The organism is Stenotrophomonas sp. G4, from assembly GCF_003428825.1.
GTDB classification, from domain to species: domain Bacteria; phylum Pseudomonadota; class Gammaproteobacteria; order Xanthomonadales; family Xanthomonadaceae; genus Stenotrophomonas; species Stenotrophomonas indicatrix.
The window spans coordinates 2,709,125-2,725,307 of sequence record NZ_CP031741.1 but is presented as its reverse complement, the minus strand read 5'-3'; the positions used below and the strand labels follow the sequence as shown (position 1 = coordinate 2,725,307).

Genomic DNA, 16,183 nt, shown 5'->3' with positions numbered 1-16,183 from the left:
CGCGGAACCCAACCCGGCCGACCCACCTGCGGCTTTTGCATTCCGCGACCAACCACACCCACCCACGAGGGGCTGCGCCGTTGGCTGAAAACCCTTCCATTCGTTATTCGGAAGTTAAAGATCCGTAAGCATTCTGCTGCTATCCCGCAGTCATCTGCATGCAACTGATCGTCATTAGTCTTCGTGACGTTCCAGTCAGCTTGGTCGCGGTAAGCTCTATCCCGATGAGCCAACAAGTACCGCTCATCGTGTGCAGTACGCAGTAGCAATTTGGAGGAAGACATCACATGGCAATCGTTCTTTATGTCGGTGGTAGCAAGGATGGCGAGAAGGGCGTGGTGCCCTACGGCTTCAGCAAATCCCGCGCCGATACCGCGCTGGGGCCGGAGTTCTACACGGAGCGGTTCATGGAACTGCAGGGTGTCGGCAAGGTCCGCCTGATGGCGCTGGAGAGCCTGCGTGACGACATCGTCATGCAGCGTGCCGCCCGCCACTACCGCTGACCTTCGCAGTACGCGGCAGGACGCGCTCCACCATCGCGCGTCCGCGCCGGCATCCCAGCCCGGGGCCAGTCCGAGCCCCCTTTGCCAGGATGCCGGCGTCCGATCCGGACCCACCGCCTGAACCGCCGCGCTGTCAACGCCTTGTCCCTGCCGCCCGCGCATTGCAAGAATGGGCCTTTCCCGCAATGCGGCCCAGGCCGGAAACAATGCACGACGCCAAGCACGCCCAGCGCCAGCTCGCCCAGCAGATCGCCCAGACCATCGCCGATGAAATCGGTGCCCAGACCGCCCAGGTCAGCGCCGCCGTCGGCCTGCTCGATGAAGGCGCCAGCGTTCCGTTCATCGCCCGTTACCGCAAGGAAGTGACCGGCGGCCTGGACGACACCCAGCTGCGCAACCTGGAAACCCGCCTGACCTACCTGCGCGAACTGGAAGACCGCCGTGCGGCGGTGCTGGCCAGCATCGGCGAGCAGGGCAAGCTCAGCGATGAACTGCGCAACGAGATCCTCGCCGCCGATACCAAGAGCCGGCTGGAAGATCTGTACCTGCCGTACAAGCCCAAGCGTCGCACCCGCGCGCAGATCGCCCGCGAAGCAGGACTGGAGCCGTTGGCCGACGGCCTGTTGGGCGACCCGACACAGGACCCGCAGGTCTTTGCCGCCACGTTCGTGGATGCCGACAAGGGCGTGGCCGATACCAAGGCCGCGCTGGAAGGGGCCCGCGCGATCCTGATGGAGCGCTGGGGCGAGGACGCCACGCTGGTTGGCGAGCTGCGCAGCTGGTTGAGCGAGCAGGGCGTGATCCGTGCCCGCGTTGCCGAGGGCAAGGAAACCGAGGGCGCCAAGTACCGCGATTATTTCGAGCACGCCGAGTCGTTGGCGAAGATTCCCTCGCACCGGTTGCTGGCGTTGTTCCGTGCGCGCCGCGAGGAGATCCTGTTCCTGGAGCTGGACCCAGGCAAGGATGCCGAGGCCGGACATCAGTACGCCGAAGGGCGCGTGGCGCACAACGCCGGTATCCGCGATGCGGGGCGCCCCGCTGATCGCTGGCTGCTGGACGCCTGCCGCCTGACCTGGCGGGCCAAGCTGCACATGCACCTGCTGCTGGACCTGTTCAACCAGGCCCGTGAGAAAGCCGAGGCCGAAGCCATCGCGGTATTCGGTGACAACCTCAAGGATCTGCTGCTGGCTGCACCGGCCGGCCCGAAAAGCGTGCTGGGCCTGGACCCGGGCATCCGCACCGGCTGCAAGATTGCCGTGGTCGACGCCACCGGCAAGCTGGTCGCCACCGACACCATCTACCCGCACGAGCCCCGCCGACAGTGGGAGCAGTCGCTGCAGACGATCAAGCAGCTGTGTGCCAAGCACAACGTGCAGCTGATCGCGATCGGCAACGGCACCGCCAGCCGCGAGACCGACAAGCTGGCCGGTGAAGCCATCAAGGCGCTGGGTGACAACGCGCCGCAGAAGATCGTGGTCAGTGAAGCCGGGGCGTCGGTGTATTCGGCGTCGGAAACGGCGGCCAGGGAATTCCCGGACTTGGACGTGTCGATTCGTGGTGCGGTATCGATCGCGCGTCGCCTGCAGGACCCGCTTGCCGAACTGGTGAAGATCGAGCCGAAGGCGATCGGCGTGGGGCAGTACCAGCACGACGTGGATCAGTACCGCCTGGCGCGTGCGCTGGATGCGCGCGTGGAGGACTGCGTGAATGCCGTCGGCGTGTACGTCAACACGGCGTCGGCTGCATTGCTGTCGCGGGTTTCGGGCCTGACGCCGACGGTAGCCGAGAACATCGTGCGCCACCGCGATGACAACGGTCCGTTCAAGCGTCGCAAGGACCTGCTGAAGGTGCCGCGGCTGGGCGAGAAGACGTTCGAGCAATGCGCAGGCTTCCTGCGTATCGCCGATGGCGATGAGCCGTTGGATGCATCGTCGGTGCATCCGGAAGCCTATCCAGTGGTCGAGCGCATCGTCGCCAGCACCGCGCGCCCGATCAAGGCGCTGATCGGCGACGGCAGTTTCCTGCGCGGCTTGAAGGCCGAGCAGTTCACCGACGAGACATTCGGTGTGCCGACCGTGCGCGACATCCTCAAGGAGCTGGAAAAGCCGGGCCGCGATCCGCGCCCGGAATTCAAGGCGGCCCGGTTCGCCGATGGCGTGGAGGACATCAAGGACCTGCGCGAGGGCATGGTGCTGGAAGGCGTGGTCAGCAACGTGGCCGCGTTCGGTGCGTTCGTCGATATCGGCGTGCACCAGGACGGCCTGATCCACATCTCGGCGCTGTCTGATACCTACGTGAAGGATCCGCGTGACGTGGTCAAGGCCGGCGACATCGTCAAGGTGAAGGTGCTGGAGGTGGACGTGCCGCGCAAGCGCATTGCCCTGACCCGGCGTCTGGACGACACGCCCGGCCAGGCCACCAGCCGCCCGGGCAGCCGTGACGAACGCAGCCAGGGGCAGGCGCCGCGCCGCGACGCCGGCAACCCCGGGCAGGGACGTGGCCAGGGGCGCAACCCGGGCAATGGCGGACGCCCGGCACAGGCCGCGCCGCCAGCCAACAATGCCCTGGCCGAGGCGTTCGCCCGGGCCAAGCGCAGCTGAGTCCGCCGTCCCCCTCCCGGCGCGATCCGGGCGGGGGACTTGTCGATGTTCCCCGGCAATGCGCACACTTGCGCCGGAAGGGGCGCCTGGGCCCCTGCTGTCGCTGGGGAGGCCATGCCGTCAGCACCATCCGCCCTGTTCCGAGACCGCTGTGGCTCCTTGCCACGGCCTGCGGGCAGCTGCGTCGGCGGGGGAGGCGGCTGATGGCCGATCAGGGCAACAGCGGCAACGCACTGCTGGAGCGCCGGCTGCAGGAACTGGCCGAACAGCGCCGTCGCCTGGCGATGATCATCGAGGGCACTGCGGCTGGCACCTGGGAATGGAACGTCCAGAGCGGACAGATGCGGGTCAATGAACGGTGGGCCGAGATCGTCGGCTACCGGTTGGGCGAACTTGAACCGATCTGCCAGAAGACCTTCATCGCGCTGGTCCATCCGGATGATCTGGCGCTGTCCGATGCGGCCCTGCAGGAGCACTTCGACGGCCGCGCCGAAAACTACGCCTGCCTGCTGCGGATGCGTCACAAGAACGGCCAGTGGATCTGGATCCACGATCGCGGGCGGGTATTCGAGTGGGACGGGCAGGGTCGGCCGCTGTGGATGGCCGGTGCGCACGCCGACGTCACCGAACTGCAGCAGGCGCGCCAGGATGCGGCAGAGATGCGGCAGCGCCTGCAGGCGGTGGTCGACGCCTCCGACGAAGTGGCGGTGATCGCCACCGACACCGCCGGCATCATCACCCTGTTCAATACCGGCGCTGAGCGCCTGCTCGGCTACCGCGCCGAGGAGGTGCTGGGACACTGCGATCCCGGTATCTTCCATGATCGTGCGGAAATGGCTGCCTATCTGGCGCCGCTGGTCGATGCCGATGGCAAAGCACCGACTGTTTTCCAGGCGTTGACGGCGCAGGCACAGGGCAAGACGTTCTCGCGGCAATGGACCTTCCTGCGCAAGGATGGCCAGCGTCGGCAGGTACGCCTGTCAATCAGCCGCATGGATGGCGCCGATGGCGAGCGCATCGGCTATGTCGGCATGGCCATCGACATCACCGAGATCCTGCAGGCGCGCGCCGAGGCTCGTCTTGCGGCGGAAAAGTTCGCCGGTGCGTTCACCTCGGCGGCACTGGGCATGGCGCTGGTGTCGCTGGAAGGGCGCTGGCTGGATGTCAACGATGCGCTGTGCCGCATTCTCGGCTACACGCGGGAGGAACTGCTGCAGGTCGATTTCCAGCGGTTGACCCATCCGGCCGATCTGCAGACCGACCTGGCCCTGGTGCAGGATCTGCTGGCGGGGCGACGCACGCACTATCACCTTGAGAAGCGCTACCTGGGCCGTGAGGGCAACACCATCTGGGCACGGCTGTCGGTATCGCTGGTACGCAATGAGCGCGGTGAACCGTTGCATTTCGTGTCGCAGATCCAGGATGTCAGCGCCCAGCGCAGCAGCGAGCAGCGCCTGTTCGAAAGCGAGCAGCGCAGCCGCATCACCCTGGATGCGGTTGCCGATCTGGTACTCAGCGTGGCCCTGGATGGCCGCATCGAATATGCCAACGCGGCCGCCGTGCGAATGCTTGCCGGCGATGGAGCGCTGTCGCTGGCCGGGCATCTCGTGCAGGACGTGCTGTCGTTGACCACCGAATACGCACCGCAATCGCAGCTCGACGTCAGCGTGCTGCTGGATCCTGAAAGCAACGCCGTGGATCTGCATGCCGATCTGCTGCTGCAGATGGGCACCGCCGTGGTGCCGGTCGACCTGACCCGGGCCTGGCTTCGCGACGACGAGGGCCAGGTGCGTGGTGCGGTGTGGGTCCTGCGCGATGACACCCAGCAGCGTGCACGCGAGCGCGAGGCACGGCACCTGGCGGAGATGGACCCGCTGACCGAACTGGGCAATCGCCGCGGCTTCGAAGTGCATCTGCAGCAGGCGATCACCCGGGTTGAACGGACCGGGCAGGCGGCGTCACTGATGTACATCGATCTGGACCGGTTCAAGCCGGTCAACGATACCTTTGGTCATCTGGCCGGCGACGCCGTGCTGTGGGCCGTGGCCAGCGTATTGCGCCATGGTGTACGCGACTCGGATGTGGTGGCGCGCCTGGGCGGTGACGAATTCGCGGTGATCCTGTCCGGGTGCAGCCCGCGGCGAGCGGCGCGCATTGGCGGCGAGCTGCTGCATACCCTGGCCAACCTGTCCATTCCCTGGGACCAGCACCAGCTGCGGATCGGCGCCAGCATCGGCATCGCACCGCTTGCCGCCGGCATGAGCGTGGACCAGGCCGTCGCCGCCGCCGATGCCCAGTGCTACCGGGCCAAGGCGATGGGTCGCAACAATGTGCAGGTGCAGGGCGAAACCGGTGAACTGCCCGCTAGCTCGCCGGCGGACGGAGGCGACCTCAGCGATGGCTGATCTCAGCCTGTGAGAGGGGCGCGGCGAATACTGCGCCAACGCCCCACCTTCGCAGGAAAACAACATGACGTCCTGGAACCTGAGTGCAGTCCGTGCTTATGCGCCGGCCGTTGTCGGCTGGTCCCTGGCTCTCTCCGGCTGGCTCCGGCTGGAGCAGCTGCGCAACGACCAGCAGGCCCGGATGCTGGTCCCCGTGGTGCAGTGGGGCGTGGCGCTGATGCTGCTGGTCACCCTGGGCTGCATCGTCGCCACCAGCCTGGTGCTCTGGCGCGCTGCGCGTCGTGATGCGCGGCAACGCCCTTGATCTGCACGCAGCGCAGGCAGGCGGCGGACGGCTACAGCGCAGCCGGATCCATCAGTAGGAACGTGCCCGGACTGCGCTGGTGCGCATCGATCAAGGGGACCAGGCGGCGGAAGTGCTCGGTTGCGCAGTGGGTATCCAGCGCTGCGCGATCCGGCCATTGTTCAATGAATATGAAGTGGCCGGGATCCTTCTGGTCGACGAACAGGTCGTGGGCGATGCACAGCGGTTCGCTCCGCGTGCAGGCAACCAGCTCGCGGTATAGCGGCAGGACGATTTCGACCGCTTCAGGATGTATGTAGTCCTCGGCGATGACCTTGAGCATGCTGGAACTCCCGTGCAGGAAACGCAGCATTGTAGGCGCGCGCCGCAGGGCCTCAGCGCAGCACCTCTTCGGCATCCACCAGCTGCACGTCGTGCATCATGTTGAGGTAGGCCTCGTAGTAGCCTTTGTGCGAAGCGCCAACGATGGCCAGCAGGCGCGTTCCCGGCCGCTGGCCCAGCACTTCGCGGATGTTGGCGATCATGCGCAGGTTGCGGGTTTCCCAGTAGCCCACATAGTTGCGGCCAAAGCCCTGCGGTGAGGGTTCGACCAGTGCAGCACCGAAGTCGGCCTGGTAGGCCTGCATGCCGACGCCGGGGCGGTTGTAGGCGCGGTACAGGTCCAGCACGCCATCCAGCTTGCCGATGTTGGCATACAGCGGCTCGTCGGCGTCCCGCCGTGCGTTTGCCTGCGGGTTGTCCCACGCCTTCATGAGCGCTTCGCCTGCCGCCTTTTCGTGTTCGGGTGGGGTGGGCGAATCGGCGGTGTGGTCGTCCACCGCCCACAGGCGTTCCAGCCCCAGCCGGGCGGCGAGAATGGCCGCCACCAGGTTGGTTTCATTGCGACGGGTCAGGCTCTTGTCGAGAATCTCGACCAGCGCAGCATCCAGCCCGTCGCCGGCAATACGCTCCTGCACAGGCAGGCGCAGCCATTGCACCTGCGCCGATCCGCGCTCGCCAGCGGCCAGGAACACCGCGGCCAGGTGCCGACGCTGCGCGGCTGTCGGGCGTGCCGGCCATGCCGACAGCAGGCGCCCCATCTCGACGGTGGCGTTGGGTACGTCAAGGCCGGTGGCGGCGCGGGCCGCGTCGGTGTCGAAGCAGTAGGTTTCGGCACTTTCGGCATAGCGGCCGGGATTGCGACGCATGAAGTCGCACTGCAGCCCGGACAGGTTTTCGGTGGCAATCGCCTCCGGGCGCCAACGTGCCAGGCGCTGCAGCAACGGTTCCAGCATGGCCGGCTCGAAGGTCTTTGGCAGTTCCGACAGATGTGCTGTACCAAGCACAAGTACTTCGTTGCGGCGACCGGCCGGTGGCCCCTTCAGCTGGTCGGGATGGAAGCTGGGGCGGAAGCCCGCGTCGCTGGCCAATGCCCCGGCACTGCACAGGCTGAGGATGATGATGGCGCTCAAGCGTCGAAGCATGTTGCGTCCCAGGGAAAGTCCAGTCAGTGGGCGCATGCTGCCGGCAGCGCGCAGGCATGGGATGTCCCGATGGTCATTGCAACCTTCTGTGTGCCTGCCGCATCCCCTTTCCGTCGGCGCTGGTCCAGAATGGTGGCTGGAAGACTTCCGGAAGCGCGTCATGGATGAAATCGCCACCATCGCAGCTGCAGGTGCCGTGCTGGGGGCCCTGGCAGGCTGGATCGGGCCGGGGAGGTGGCGGTGGCAGCTGTTGCGGCTGGCACCGTTGCTGCTGTTGCCGTTCGCGCTGTACATCCTTGCCACCCGCAGCTGGATCCTGGGCGGCGGCGGGCCGCTGGCGGGGCCGTCCCTGCTGGTCGTCTGCGGCAGTCTCGGCTACCTGCCGGCGGTGCTGGCAACGATGCTGCTGCGCTGGATTCTGCGGCGCGCTGCCGACCAGGGGCTGGCCCCCTAAAGTTGTTGGCCGTCGCGCCGTTACCTTTCCTGGAGCCCGCTGCAGGCTCCCGCCGCCGGACCCGAGGCTGCCTCCGATGGGCGGCCCGTGCCGTGTGCCTCGCCGCTGTTTGATGACGATCGCAGCTGCCGTACTGTTTTCTGCCAGTCGCTCGAGTGACGCCGCTCGGCGTCTGCACGTCCCAGGCAATCGAAGTTGCCGCCGGGCATCCCGCCCGGCGGGTCGCAACCGCTACCCGGACACCGAGGATCAGACGATGCTTATCACAGGCTCCATGGAAGGTGCTCAGGCGCCGGTCGAAGTGCTCACCCGTTGGTCTCCCCTGCGCGCGCTGCGGGGGATGTTGGGCATGCAGCGCCGTGCTGCGGAGGTGGCCGAACAACATCGGCGGCACGTCGAGCTTGAGGCCCAGGTTGCCGCACTGCATCGGGTGCAGGCAGTCATCGAGTTCGCCCTCGACGGCACGATCCTGCAGGCCAATGACAACTTCCTGCAGGCAGTGGGATATCGCCTGGATGAAATCCAGGGCAGGCATCACTCCCTGTTCGTCGACCCCGAGCATGCGCGCAGTACCGGATACAGCGACTTCTGGGCGCGGCTGGGCCGCGGTGAGTTCGATGCAGGGCAGTATCGACGCTTCGGCAAGGGGGGGCGCGAAATCTGGATCCAGGCCTCCTACAACCCGGTGCTTGATCAGCACGGTCGGCCGTACAAGGTGGTCAAGTTCGCCACCGACATCACCGCGCAGAAGCAGCAGGCGGCCGAATCGGCGGGGCAGCTGGCGGCCATCGACAAATCGCAGGCAGTCATCGAATTCAGCATGGATGGCCGCATCCTGGCGGCCAATGCGAACTTCCTCGCCGCCACCGGCTATACGCTGGAAGAAGTGCGTGGGCAGCATCATTCGCTGTTCGTCGAGCCTGATTACCGGGCCAGCGACGAGTACCGGCGATTCTGGGAAAAGCTCGGCTCCGGCGAGTACGACGCCGGCCAGTACCGGCGGCTGGGTAAAGGTGGCCGCGAAGTGTGGATCCAGGCGTCGTACAACCCGATTCTCGATGCCAGCGGGCGACCGTTCAAGGTCGTCAAGTACGCCACCGACATCACCGCACAGGTGCATGAGAGCCAGGCCATGCAGCGCGCCGTAGCGCAGACGCGCGAAGTGGTGGCGTCGGCAAAGGAGGGCGACCTGACCCGGAGCATCGGCATGGCCGACAAGACGGGCCCGATCGCTGAGCTCTGCGGTGGCGTCAACGCGCTGGTCGAAGCGATGGCCGCGATCATCGGTCAGATCAAATTCGCCGCAGATACCATTGCGATGGGTGCGAGCGAGATCGCCCAAGGCAACAACGACCTTTCCCAGCGTACCGAACAGCAGGCTGCCTCTCTTGAAGAAACCGCGGTGTCGATGAAGGGGCTGGCCGAGACCGTGCAGCGCACCGCGAACAACGCGCGCCAGGCCAGCCAACTGGCGGGCGGCGCCGCCGATGTGGCCGCACGCGGTGGCCAGGTGGTGCATGATGTGGTCTCGACGATGGCGGTGATCAACGCGTCCTCGCGTCGCATCGTCAACATCATCGGTGTGATCGATGGCATTGCCTTCCAGACCAACATCCTGGCGTTGAACGCGGCGGTGGAAGCGGCGCGCGCCGGTGAGCATGGCCGTGGTTTCGCCGTGGTCGCTACCGAGATCCGCGAGCTCTCGCAGCGCTCGGCCGGTGCCGCAAAGGAAATCAAGCAGCTGATCGATGCGTCGGTTGCCAACGTCGGTACCGGAACGGCGCAGGTCGAGAGCGCCGGGCGGACGATGGACGAGATCGTGGTCGACGTGCGTCGCGTCAGCGACCTGATGACCGAGATCAGCGCGGCTGCGCAGCAGCAGAGCGATGACATCCAGCAGATGAACCACGCGGTGGATCTGATCGATCAGGGCACGCAGCAGAATGCAGCGCTGGTGGAAGAGGCCTCAGCGGCCGCGCGCAGCATGGAAGAGCAGTCTTCGCAGCTGCTGCAGACGGTGGCAGGGTTCCGCGTGCACGCGGGGGCTGGAGCAGGGCATGGCCATGGCCTGAATGCCCCGGCGCTGCGGGTGGTGTAGGGCGCCGACCCGGCCAACGCCGCGGTGGCTTGCTCTGGAACGGCAGCAAACTCCGGGATCGCCCGTCTCTGCTCAGTCACCATGTCCCTATCGGCGATGCGTGGTCGACATTCTCGACGATCTACCCAGGTACCTTGATGGCTGGGAAGGGCCTACCCAGGCACCGGACTGATTCATGAGCCCGCTCTGGCGGCCAAGGTGTGATCGCACTCGACCAAGCGGGCGTTGCTGACAGCTTGGCGCCCTCCGCATTGGGCACAAGCGAGCAGCGTACCGCCCGGTATGGATTGGAGGTCGGGGCCTGTCGAGTGAGTGACGTGCTGGCAACTGTTACACCGGACGCTGATGGCGATGACGCTTTGGATATTCCCCTGCTGATCGCGCATCGGGTCGATGTTCAGAACGTAGAAAAGACCTGTGTCTGGCATGGCCGTGTACCGAAGAGTCAAAGCATGCTGCAGGGTGGAGCGGGTTGATCTTGTGACGAGAGTGCGGATTCAGCAAGAGTCTTGGAGCTGAAGCGCTATGGATTCTGCCTAAATGGACGGGCTGAGGGCGCTGGTCGACCCTTGTGCAATCGCCGCTTGATCAACCAGGAACGGCCAATGCGCTGGACGCCCGAGCGTCAAATGTTCTTCTGCAGAAAGTCTGCGAATCTGGCCAGGCTGATAGCCTGCCGATTGGGGCACTTGGGGCAACTGAGAATTGCGCCACCGGGGAGATCGATCAGGCCTTCGTTGGGCCGCCCGGTGAACCGGCATGAGCATTCCAGACAACGACACACCACCTGGGTTACCTGCAGCAGACGGCCGCTGTCGTCTTCCTGCCCGAAAACATCGCTGAGGAGGAACAATCCGGTGTCGGCCATGCTCGAATCCTTAACGCCCGTTTTCCATGGAGTCGAAGTCTACAACTTCCTTGATGCTGGAGTTTTGCGTTATGCGCCGGCTCGCGATCACAGCCAAGCCAGGCTTCGCATTGAACCATTTGGCCGATGGCGCATCCAAGGCGGAGCATGGACCCATGCCTTGCCCAACGGAAGCTGCCAATGTCCAGGATCTGCCGTATCCGGTTACTTACCCTTCTCGCGGTGACTGCCCTTTGTGGGGCTCCTGCCATCTCCGCGGAGACCATCGCGGTCCCGTTCGAGCTGGGCAAGGACCATCGAATATATGCCGAAGGCACGATCAATCATTCGCCCCCCCTCCGTTTCCTGGTGGACACGGGGGCGGACGGTATGGCCGTGTCGGTCGCTACAAGCGAACTGGCTGATATGAAAATCGACGATCAATCCGAAAACACCGGCGCGGACGGCACGACGTTGGTTGACTACAGTACGAACAACACGGTTGCTCTCGGCGGTGCCAGCAGAACGTTGGGCGCCGCAGTAATCGACGTATATCTGCGTCCCAACGGGAGGGTGGCGCTGCAGCAACTGCGGCGGTGACAGGACGATCGAGAGGGGAAGTGAGGAGGAGAATTGGCTGGAGTCGGCTGATTCACGACTCCATTACGCCATTCTCTCTGGAAGCCTCGCGTTGCAGGGCTTTGTGGTGCCGGTGAAAGGACTCGAACCTTCATGGGGTCACCCCCGGCTGATTTTGAGTCAGCTGCGTATACCATTCCGCCACACCGGCAGCAGCGGGCTAGTGTACCCGAGCCGGGCAGGCGTTCATAGAGGTGCGGGCGAACGGGGCTGAAATGGCTTCAAATTGTCGGGATCGGCCCACTGCTGTCTATACTGGCAAGGCTTAACAGGCACGGAGCGATAGCCTATGTCAGCGTTGCAGGACCTGCGGGTGCTGGTAGTGGAGAACGACGAGATGAGTGCGGCGCTGCTGCAGATGCAGCTGGTGCATTCCGGTGCTCTGGTCGTTGGTCTTGCCGCGTCCGTTGCCGAGGCACTGCGCCTGCTGGAAGAGGCCAGCCCTGACGTGGCCCTGCTGGATTACCGGTTGGCCCACAACGAGACCAGTGAACCGGTCGCTGCGGCGCTGGCCGCGCGCGGGGTGCCGTTCGTGCTCGCCACCGGCATGACCGCCGAACAACTGCCGGTCGCGATGCGATCGGGTGTGCTGTTGATCAAGCCCTATCTGTCGGCGGAGCTGACCAAGGCATTGGTCAGCGCAGTGGGGCGTTCCAGCGCCAACGCCTGATCCGACCGCTCAGGCGGCTTCTTCGTAGACATAACGGATCTCCTCGCGGTCGTCGAGGATGGCGTACTGCGCTGCCAGGTTGTCCGGGTCCGGGTTGAGCCATGCGCCCAGATGCTCGGCGCGGATCGGCAGTACACCCCGGTCATGGCCGGCAGCGGCGACATCGATTGGCGGTCCATCGGTGATGGTGGCGAACGACAGCAGGCGTCCTTCCGGGCCCTCCCATTCCGCCCACAGGCAGGCCAGCAACAAGTCGCGCGGCGGATCAGGGCGGAACTCCAGCACCACGTCCTGTTCCTGCTCGTCGTTGTGCAGGGTGCGGCCGGCAATGGCGTGGCGAGGGACGTGCTCGTAGAAGGCCTGTACCACCACCACGCCGTGGCGCAGTCCGAAGGCCCCGCGCCAATAGCCTTCCAGGCTGTCCCGCCGCGCATTGTAGGTGCCGGGGTAGAGGACATCGTTGCGCGCGGGCTTGTCCGGAAGCCGGCATTGATAGCGCATCGGCTTGATCACGCGCCGGCCATTCTCGCTGACCATCACCGGCGCGTAGGTGCCAGGAAAAATACGGTTGTCGCGTGGCAGCAGCTGTTCCCGGTGCAGGTCGTCCAGTCGCGCCTGCGCCCGTTCGATGCGGTTGCCGGCAACGCGCAGGTCATTGCGTGCTTTCTGCGTGGGGCGGGTGGCCAGGGTTGCATTGGCGATGTCGCGACGCTCAAGCTGCCGCTCCAGCTCGGCCTGCAGCTGCTGCCGCTCCTGTGCATGCCATTGCTGGATCTTCGCCACGATGTCGCGGCCCAGTTCGGTGCGCGCCCCGGCAAATCCGTCGTCCATCGCTTTCGGCGTTTTCGGTCGTTTCTTGCCGGGATCATGCGCATAGAGTTCGGCGAACTCCTCCAGGGAGAGGACGGCGCCGAACTCGCGCACCAGCTTGGCGTAGTCGGCGCGGATCAGGGCGGAATAGCACATGGGACTCTGCCGGAAGAGGGGTCGCAGCAGCTGCGACGTGGATGCGGCAGGATAGCTCGACCTTACAGGAGACGCTGCATGATTGATCCAGAGACGATCCAGTTCCGTCAGGCGGTGCCGACGGTCGAGGACTATTGCCAACTGCGCGCACTGGCCGGCCTCAGTGCCAAGACAGTAGAGGCGGCGACACGGGCGCTGCCCAATACCATCTTCGGAGTCTGTGCCTACCAGGGTAACGAGCTGGTAGCGATGGGCCGGATCGTCGGCGATGGTGGTTGCCACCTGCAGGTCTGCGATATCGCCGTGCTGCCGCGCCTGCAGGGGCAGGGTCTGGGCAAGGCGGTGATGCAGCGTCTGAGCGACTGGATGCAGGGCAACCTGCCGCCGTCGGCGTATGTGAGTCTGCTGGCCGATGGCCAGGCGCATCGGCTGTATGCGCAGTTTGGCTTTGCGCCGACCGCGCCAGCGTCGATCGGCATGTATCGCCGGTTCTGAAGTGCGGTCACCAGGGAATCGCAGGCAAAGAAAAACCCCGGCCGAAGCCGGGGTTTCAAAGATTGGCGTCCCCACGGGGATTCGAACCCCGGTCGCCACCGTGAAAGGGTGATGTCCTAGGCCTCTAGACGATGGGGACGCACGAAAAACTTCAAGTTGTGGAACTTTCGACGGCCTAATGCCGAAAGTGGTGGAGCCAAGCGGGATCGAACCGCTGACCTCCTGCATGCCATGCAGGCGCTCTCCCAGCTGAGCTATGGCCCCATGAAACCAGGATTCCTGCTGGGAGCAGGGTCCTCTTTGAAACTGGCGTCCCCACGGGGATTCGAACCCCGGTCGCCACCGTGAAAGGGTGATGTCCTAGGCCTCTAGACGATGGGGACGCACGAAGAACTTCAAGTTGTAGAACTTTCGACGGCCTAATGTCGAAAGTGGTGGAGCCAAGCGGGATCGAACCGCTGACCTCCTGCATGCCATGCAGGCGCTCTCCCAGCTGAGCTATGGCCCCGTGTTACCGAGCCGCCTATCATACCGGCCTGTTCACATTTGTGGAAGCTTTTTTTGAAGCTTTTCATCGAATCGTTCATCGCCACAAGGGCAGGAGCGCTCCGACGCCACAACCTGAATGCCGGTGGGCGGTGAACAAAAAAGACCCGGTTATCGGCCGGGTCCTCGTTGTTCATGATGAGTGGCGTCCCCACGGGGATTCGAACCCCGGTCGCCACCGTGAAAGGGTGATGTCCTAGGCCTCTAGACGATGGGGACGCAGATCTCATCAATGTTCTTTGCGACCTTTCGACGGCCTAATGCCGAAAGTATGGTGGAGCCAAGCGGGATCGAACCGCTGACCTCCTGCATGCCATGCAGGCGCTCTCCCAGCTGAGCTATGGCCCCACGTCGCTGAGGAGCGAAATAATAGCTGTGCCCCCGGGGGTTGGCAAGCGCTTTGTTGCACTTTTCTACACGCAACGCGCGATGGCGTGGATGCGGTTTTCGCGTGCCGGGCAGCACAGGTGTCGACGCAGACGCCAGGCGCTCAGCGATCTTCCCCAGCCAGCGCGGCCAGGATCGGGCACTGGTCGAGCGCGCCATGTCCGGGGCAGGCATCGACCAGTTGCGAGAGGGCGCCATGCATGCGCTGCAGTTCGGCCATCCGCAGTTCGATGTCCTGCAGTCGTATCCGCGCGGTGTCACGCACGCTGCCCATGTCCTGCGGAGGATGATCGCTGAGGGAAAGCAGTTCACCGATCTCGTCAAGGCTGAAGCCCAGCGCCTTTGCCCGGCGGATGAAGCGCAGGCGTCGCAGATCCTGCTCACCGAAGATGCGGTAGCCACCGGGTGAGCGTGCCGCCTTGGGCAGAAGCTGCTGACGCTCGTAGTAGCGGACGGTGTCGATGGGGACGCCGGCCTGGCGTGCCAGCTGACCAATGTTCACGGCGGACTCCTCTGGGCCTGCCGTGCATAGTCATCCCTGGACTCTGGTCCAGAGTCAAGGCACGGGTCACATTGCCCATTCAGCACACTTTGCAACTTTCTTCATAGCCCCCGGGGCAAAGCAGTTCCTACCCTGCGCCTGAACCGGCCGCTCGACGGCCTGAACCGGAAGAGGAGGTGGGGAGTGGAGGGAATCAGCAACGAAGGATTCGTCGAGGTTGCGGTGGTTGAATACCCCGGAGGCGACCCGTCGGCTGCATCGGTGCTTGCCGAAATGGCGCACGTCGCCAATCGTCTGGCCCAGCAGCAGCGGCGGCCCTGCAAACGGGTACTGGTCACCCGCTGGATTGTGCCTGCCAGCAATACCGGCGTGCATCGCATTGCCGGCGCCGAGATGCTGGACGCGGCAATTCCCGCGGTGATCGCCTTGCCGGGCCAGGTCAGTTGCGGCGCGTCGCTGCGCGCCGAGGATGTCCTGCTGGACTGGTTGCGGGCCCACTACGACGGCGGCAGCCTGCTGGCCGCCGCAGGAGACGGGGTCAGTGTGCTGGCACGGGCCGGTCTGCTGACCGGGCGTACGGTGTCCGGCCCTGACCTCAACCGCCATCCGGCGCTGCAGGTGCAGGTCGGCGGCTGGGCACCCAGTGAGCGGGCGCTCGTCGATGATGGCGATCTGCTCACCGTGGGCGGGGCCCAGGCCTGGCGTTTCCTCGGTCTGCGCCTGCTGTACCGGCTGCACGGCCAGGGCGTAGCCAGTGCGGTGGCACAGCAGTTGGGGATAGTGGTGCCAGTGGGGATCCAGCAGGATCTCGAGCGGTTCAGTGCCAACTTCGCCCATGGCGACCGTGACGTGCTGAAGGCGCAGCGCTGGCTGCATACCACAGCTGCACGAGGGGCGACGCTCGGGGCGATCTGTGAGATCTCCGGCCTGGAGCCGCGCACCCTGCAACGTCGCTTCCTGAAGGCGACCGGGCTGCGGCCCATCGAGTACTGCCAGCGACTGCGCGTGGCCAAGGCGCAGACGTTGCTGCAGCAGGGCGCCAGCATCGATGAAGTTGCCTGGGGTGTGGGTTACGCCGATCAGAGCGCATTCCGCCGGCTGTTCCTGCGCATCGTTGGCATGACACCTGCCAACTATCGTCGGCAGGTCTGCAACAAACGCCGCGATCGTCCGCTGACGCCCGCCGTGGCCGGCAGCCTGCGGGGGCTGCGCGCCCCGCCGGTCACGCAGCTGGGGCGCAACGCCGCCTGATGAACGCTGTTGGGGGCGTCGTGCTTGCATCGCGGGCACGACGCTTTGACCAT

Annotated in this window: 16 protein-coding genes and 7 tRNA genes; 11 read left to right on the top strand and 12 right to left on the bottom strand. The window is 65.2% G+C overall.

From position 1 onward, the window contains the following. The first annotated feature begins 287 nt into the window (after nucleotides 1–287). The 4 genes from D0Y85_RS12595 (at nucleotide 288) to D0Y85_RS12580 (ending at nucleotide 5,812) form a co-directional block, all read left to right on the top strand. Nucleotides 288–503 (top strand): hypothetical protein, encoded by a 216-nt coding sequence (locus D0Y85_RS12595; protein WP_025879252.1) that lies wholly within the window; start codon nucleotides 288–290, stop codon nucleotides 501–503. Between the two features lie 206 nt (nucleotides 504–709). Continuing rightward, a complete protein-coding gene (locus tag D0Y85_RS12590; RefSeq protein ID WP_117310708.1) occupies nucleotides 710–3,103 on the top strand; it encodes a Tex family protein in 2,394 nt (797 codons plus the stop codon). A 203-nt stretch (nucleotides 3,104–3,306) separates the two neighbouring features. After that, nucleotides 3,307–5,508 (top strand): PAS domain S-box protein, encoded by a 2,202-nt coding sequence (locus tag D0Y85_RS12585; protein WP_117310707.1) that lies wholly within the window; start codon nucleotides 3,307–3,309, stop codon nucleotides 5,506–5,508. A gap of 64 nt (nucleotides 5,509–5,572) precedes the next feature. After that, nucleotides 5,573–5,812, top strand: coding sequence for a hypothetical protein (locus D0Y85_RS12580; RefSeq protein WP_100436483.1), 240 nt, complete (start codon nucleotides 5,573–5,575; stop codon nucleotides 5,810–5,812). A gap of 31 nt (nucleotides 5,813–5,843) precedes the next feature. Here the strand turns inward: D0Y85_RS12580 and D0Y85_RS12575 are convergent, their stop codons facing one another. Together D0Y85_RS12575 and D0Y85_RS12570 are read right to left on the bottom strand one after the other, a co-directional pair. Further along, nucleotides 5,844–6,134, bottom strand: coding sequence for a putative quinol monooxygenase (locus D0Y85_RS12575; protein WP_117311930.1), 291 nt, complete (start codon nucleotides 6,132–6,134; stop codon nucleotides 5,844–5,846). A gap of 52 nt (nucleotides 6,135–6,186) precedes the next feature. Beyond that, entirely contained in the window at nucleotides 6,187–7,275 is a 1,089-nt protein-coding gene (locus tag D0Y85_RS12570; protein ID WP_117310706.1) for a DUF5694 domain-containing protein, read from the bottom strand. 160 nt (nucleotides 7,276–7,435) lie between these two features. On the opposite strand from D0Y85_RS12570, the gene D0Y85_RS12565 reads away from it, so the two are divergent. The 3 genes from D0Y85_RS12565 to D0Y85_RS20770 all read left to right on the top strand — a co-directional run bounded on the left by D0Y85_RS12565 (nucleotide 7,436) and on the right by D0Y85_RS20770 (nucleotide 10,303). Next, a complete protein-coding gene (locus D0Y85_RS12565) occupies nucleotides 7,436–7,729 on the top strand; it encodes a hypothetical protein (protein WP_117310705.1) in 294 nt (97 codons plus the stop codon). Between the two features lie 256 nt (nucleotides 7,730–7,985). Continuing rightward, nucleotides 7,986–9,827, top strand: a complete 1,842-nt coding sequence (locus tag D0Y85_RS12560; RefSeq protein ID WP_117310704.1) for a methyl-accepting chemotaxis protein — start codon at nucleotides 7,986–7,988, stop codon at nucleotides 9,825–9,827. A gap of 200 nt (nucleotides 9,828–10,027) precedes the next feature. Next, complete coding sequence (locus tag D0Y85_RS20770; RefSeq protein WP_205420710.1) at nucleotides 10,028–10,303, top strand: hypothetical protein; 276 nt, start codon at nucleotides 10,028–10,030, stop codon at nucleotides 10,301–10,303. 149 nt (nucleotides 10,304–10,452) lie between these two features. On the opposite strand, the gene D0Y85_RS12550 is transcribed toward D0Y85_RS20770, so the two are convergent. After that, on the bottom strand, nucleotides 10,453–10,695 hold the full coding sequence (locus D0Y85_RS12550) for a hypothetical protein (protein WP_117310703.1): 243 nt from the start codon (nucleotides 10,693–10,695) through the stop codon (nucleotides 10,453–10,455). Between the two features lie 180 nt (nucleotides 10,696–10,875). On the opposite strand from D0Y85_RS12550, the gene D0Y85_RS12545 reads away from it, so the two are divergent. Next, entirely contained in the window at nucleotides 10,876–11,274 is a 399-nt protein-coding gene (locus D0Y85_RS12545; protein WP_117310702.1) for an aspartyl protease family protein, read from the top strand. 104 nt (nucleotides 11,275–11,378) lie between these two features. Here D0Y85_RS12545 and D0Y85_RS12540 read toward each other — a convergent pair. Beyond that, nucleotides 11,379–11,464, bottom strand: a tRNA-Leu gene (locus tag D0Y85_RS12540). 138 nt (nucleotides 11,465–11,602) lie between these two features. Here D0Y85_RS12540 and D0Y85_RS12535 point away from each other — a divergent pair. Continuing rightward, complete coding sequence (locus D0Y85_RS12535) at nucleotides 11,603–11,983, top strand: response regulator (protein ID WP_117310701.1); 381 nt, start codon at nucleotides 11,603–11,605, stop codon at nucleotides 11,981–11,983. 9 nt (nucleotides 11,984–11,992) lie between these two features. Here the strand turns inward: D0Y85_RS12535 and D0Y85_RS12530 are convergent, their stop codons facing one another. After that, nucleotides 11,993–12,949 (bottom strand): SOS response-associated peptidase family protein, encoded by a 957-nt coding sequence (locus D0Y85_RS12530; protein WP_117310700.1) that lies wholly within the window; start codon nucleotides 12,947–12,949, stop codon nucleotides 11,993–11,995. A 78-nt stretch (nucleotides 12,950–13,027) separates the two neighbouring features. Here D0Y85_RS12530 and D0Y85_RS12525 point away from each other — a divergent pair, with 78 nt between their 5' ends. Beyond that, complete coding sequence (locus D0Y85_RS12525) at nucleotides 13,028–13,444, top strand: GNAT family N-acetyltransferase (RefSeq protein WP_117310699.1); 417 nt, start codon at nucleotides 13,028–13,030, stop codon at nucleotides 13,442–13,444. 63 nt (nucleotides 13,445–13,507) lie between these two features. On the opposite strand, the gene D0Y85_RS12520 is transcribed toward D0Y85_RS12525, so the two are convergent. From D0Y85_RS12520 to D0Y85_RS12490, 7 genes are all read right to left on the bottom strand, one after another. Beyond that, nucleotides 13,508–13,583: transfer RNA gene (locus tag D0Y85_RS12520), tRNA-Glu, on the bottom strand. Nucleotides 13,584–13,632: 49 nt separating this feature from the next. Next, a tRNA-Ala gene (locus D0Y85_RS12515) sits at nucleotides 13,633–13,708 on the bottom strand. 43 nt (nucleotides 13,709–13,751) lie between these two features. Next, nucleotides 13,752–13,827, bottom strand: a tRNA-Glu gene (locus tag D0Y85_RS12510). A gap of 49 nt (nucleotides 13,828–13,876) precedes the next feature. Next, nucleotides 13,877–13,952: transfer RNA gene (locus tag D0Y85_RS12505), tRNA-Ala, on the bottom strand. A gap of 181 nt (nucleotides 13,953–14,133) precedes the next feature. Next, nucleotides 14,134–14,209: transfer RNA gene (locus D0Y85_RS12500), tRNA-Glu, on the bottom strand. Nucleotides 14,210–14,262: 53 nt separating this feature from the next. Next, a tRNA-Ala gene (locus D0Y85_RS12495) sits at nucleotides 14,263–14,338 on the bottom strand. A gap of 142 nt (nucleotides 14,339–14,480) precedes the next feature. Next, the gene (locus tag D0Y85_RS12490; RefSeq protein ID WP_117310698.1) at nucleotides 14,481–14,879 is read right to left on the bottom strand and encodes a heavy metal-responsive transcriptional regulator; all 399 of its coding nucleotides are present in this window, start codon (nucleotides 14,877–14,879) and stop codon (nucleotides 14,481–14,483) included. A 183-nt stretch (nucleotides 14,880–15,062) separates the two neighbouring features. On the opposite strand from D0Y85_RS12490, the gene D0Y85_RS12485 reads away from it, so the two are divergent. After that, on the top strand, nucleotides 15,063–16,130 hold the full coding sequence (locus tag D0Y85_RS12485; RefSeq protein ID WP_117310697.1) for a helix-turn-helix domain-containing protein: 1,068 nt from the start codon (nucleotides 15,063–15,065) through the stop codon (nucleotides 16,128–16,130). The last annotated feature ends 53 nt before the right edge of the window (nucleotides 16,131–16,183 follow it).

Coding starts and splice junctions, on each gene's coding strand:
- D0Y85_RS12525 (WP_117310699.1), top strand. CDS start 13,028: ATGATTGATCCAGAGACGATCCAGTTCCGTCAGGCGGTGCCGACGGTC.
- D0Y85_RS12580 (WP_100436483.1), top strand. CDS start 5,573: ATGACGTCCTGGAACCTGAGTGCAGTCCGTGCTTATGCGCCGGCCGTT.
- D0Y85_RS12575 (WP_117311930.1), bottom strand. CDS start 6,134: ATGCTCAAGGTCATCGCCGAGGACTACATACATCCTGAAGCGGTCGAA.
- D0Y85_RS12590 (WP_117310708.1), top strand. CDS start 710: ATGCACGACGCCAAGCACGCCCAGCGCCAGCTCGCCCAGCAGATCGCC.
- D0Y85_RS12550 (WP_117310703.1), bottom strand. CDS start 10,695: ATGGCCGACACCGGATTGTTCCTCCTCAGCGATGTTTTCGGGCAGGAA.
- D0Y85_RS12565 (WP_117310705.1), top strand. CDS start 7,436: ATGGATGAAATCGCCACCATCGCAGCTGCAGGTGCCGTGCTGGGGGCC.
- D0Y85_RS12535 (WP_117310701.1), top strand. CDS start 11,603: ATGTCAGCGTTGCAGGACCTGCGGGTGCTGGTAGTGGAGAACGACGAG.
- D0Y85_RS12545 (WP_117310702.1), top strand. CDS start 10,876: ATGTCCAGGATCTGCCGTATCCGGTTACTTACCCTTCTCGCGGTGACT.
- D0Y85_RS12530 (WP_117310700.1), bottom strand. CDS start 12,949: ATGTGCTATTCCGCCCTGATCCGCGCCGACTACGCCAAGCTGGTGCGC.
- D0Y85_RS12595 (WP_025879252.1), top strand. CDS start 288: ATGGCAATCGTTCTTTATGTCGGTGGTAGCAAGGATGGCGAGAAGGGC.
- D0Y85_RS12585 (WP_117310707.1), top strand. CDS start 3,307: ATGGCCGATCAGGGCAACAGCGGCAACGCACTGCTGGAGCGCCGGCTG.
- D0Y85_RS12560 (WP_117310704.1), top strand. CDS start 7,986: ATGCTTATCACAGGCTCCATGGAAGGTGCTCAGGCGCCGGTCGAAGTG.
- D0Y85_RS12570 (WP_117310706.1), bottom strand. CDS start 7,275: ATGCTTCGACGCTTGAGCGCCATCATCATCCTCAGCCTGTGCAGTGCC.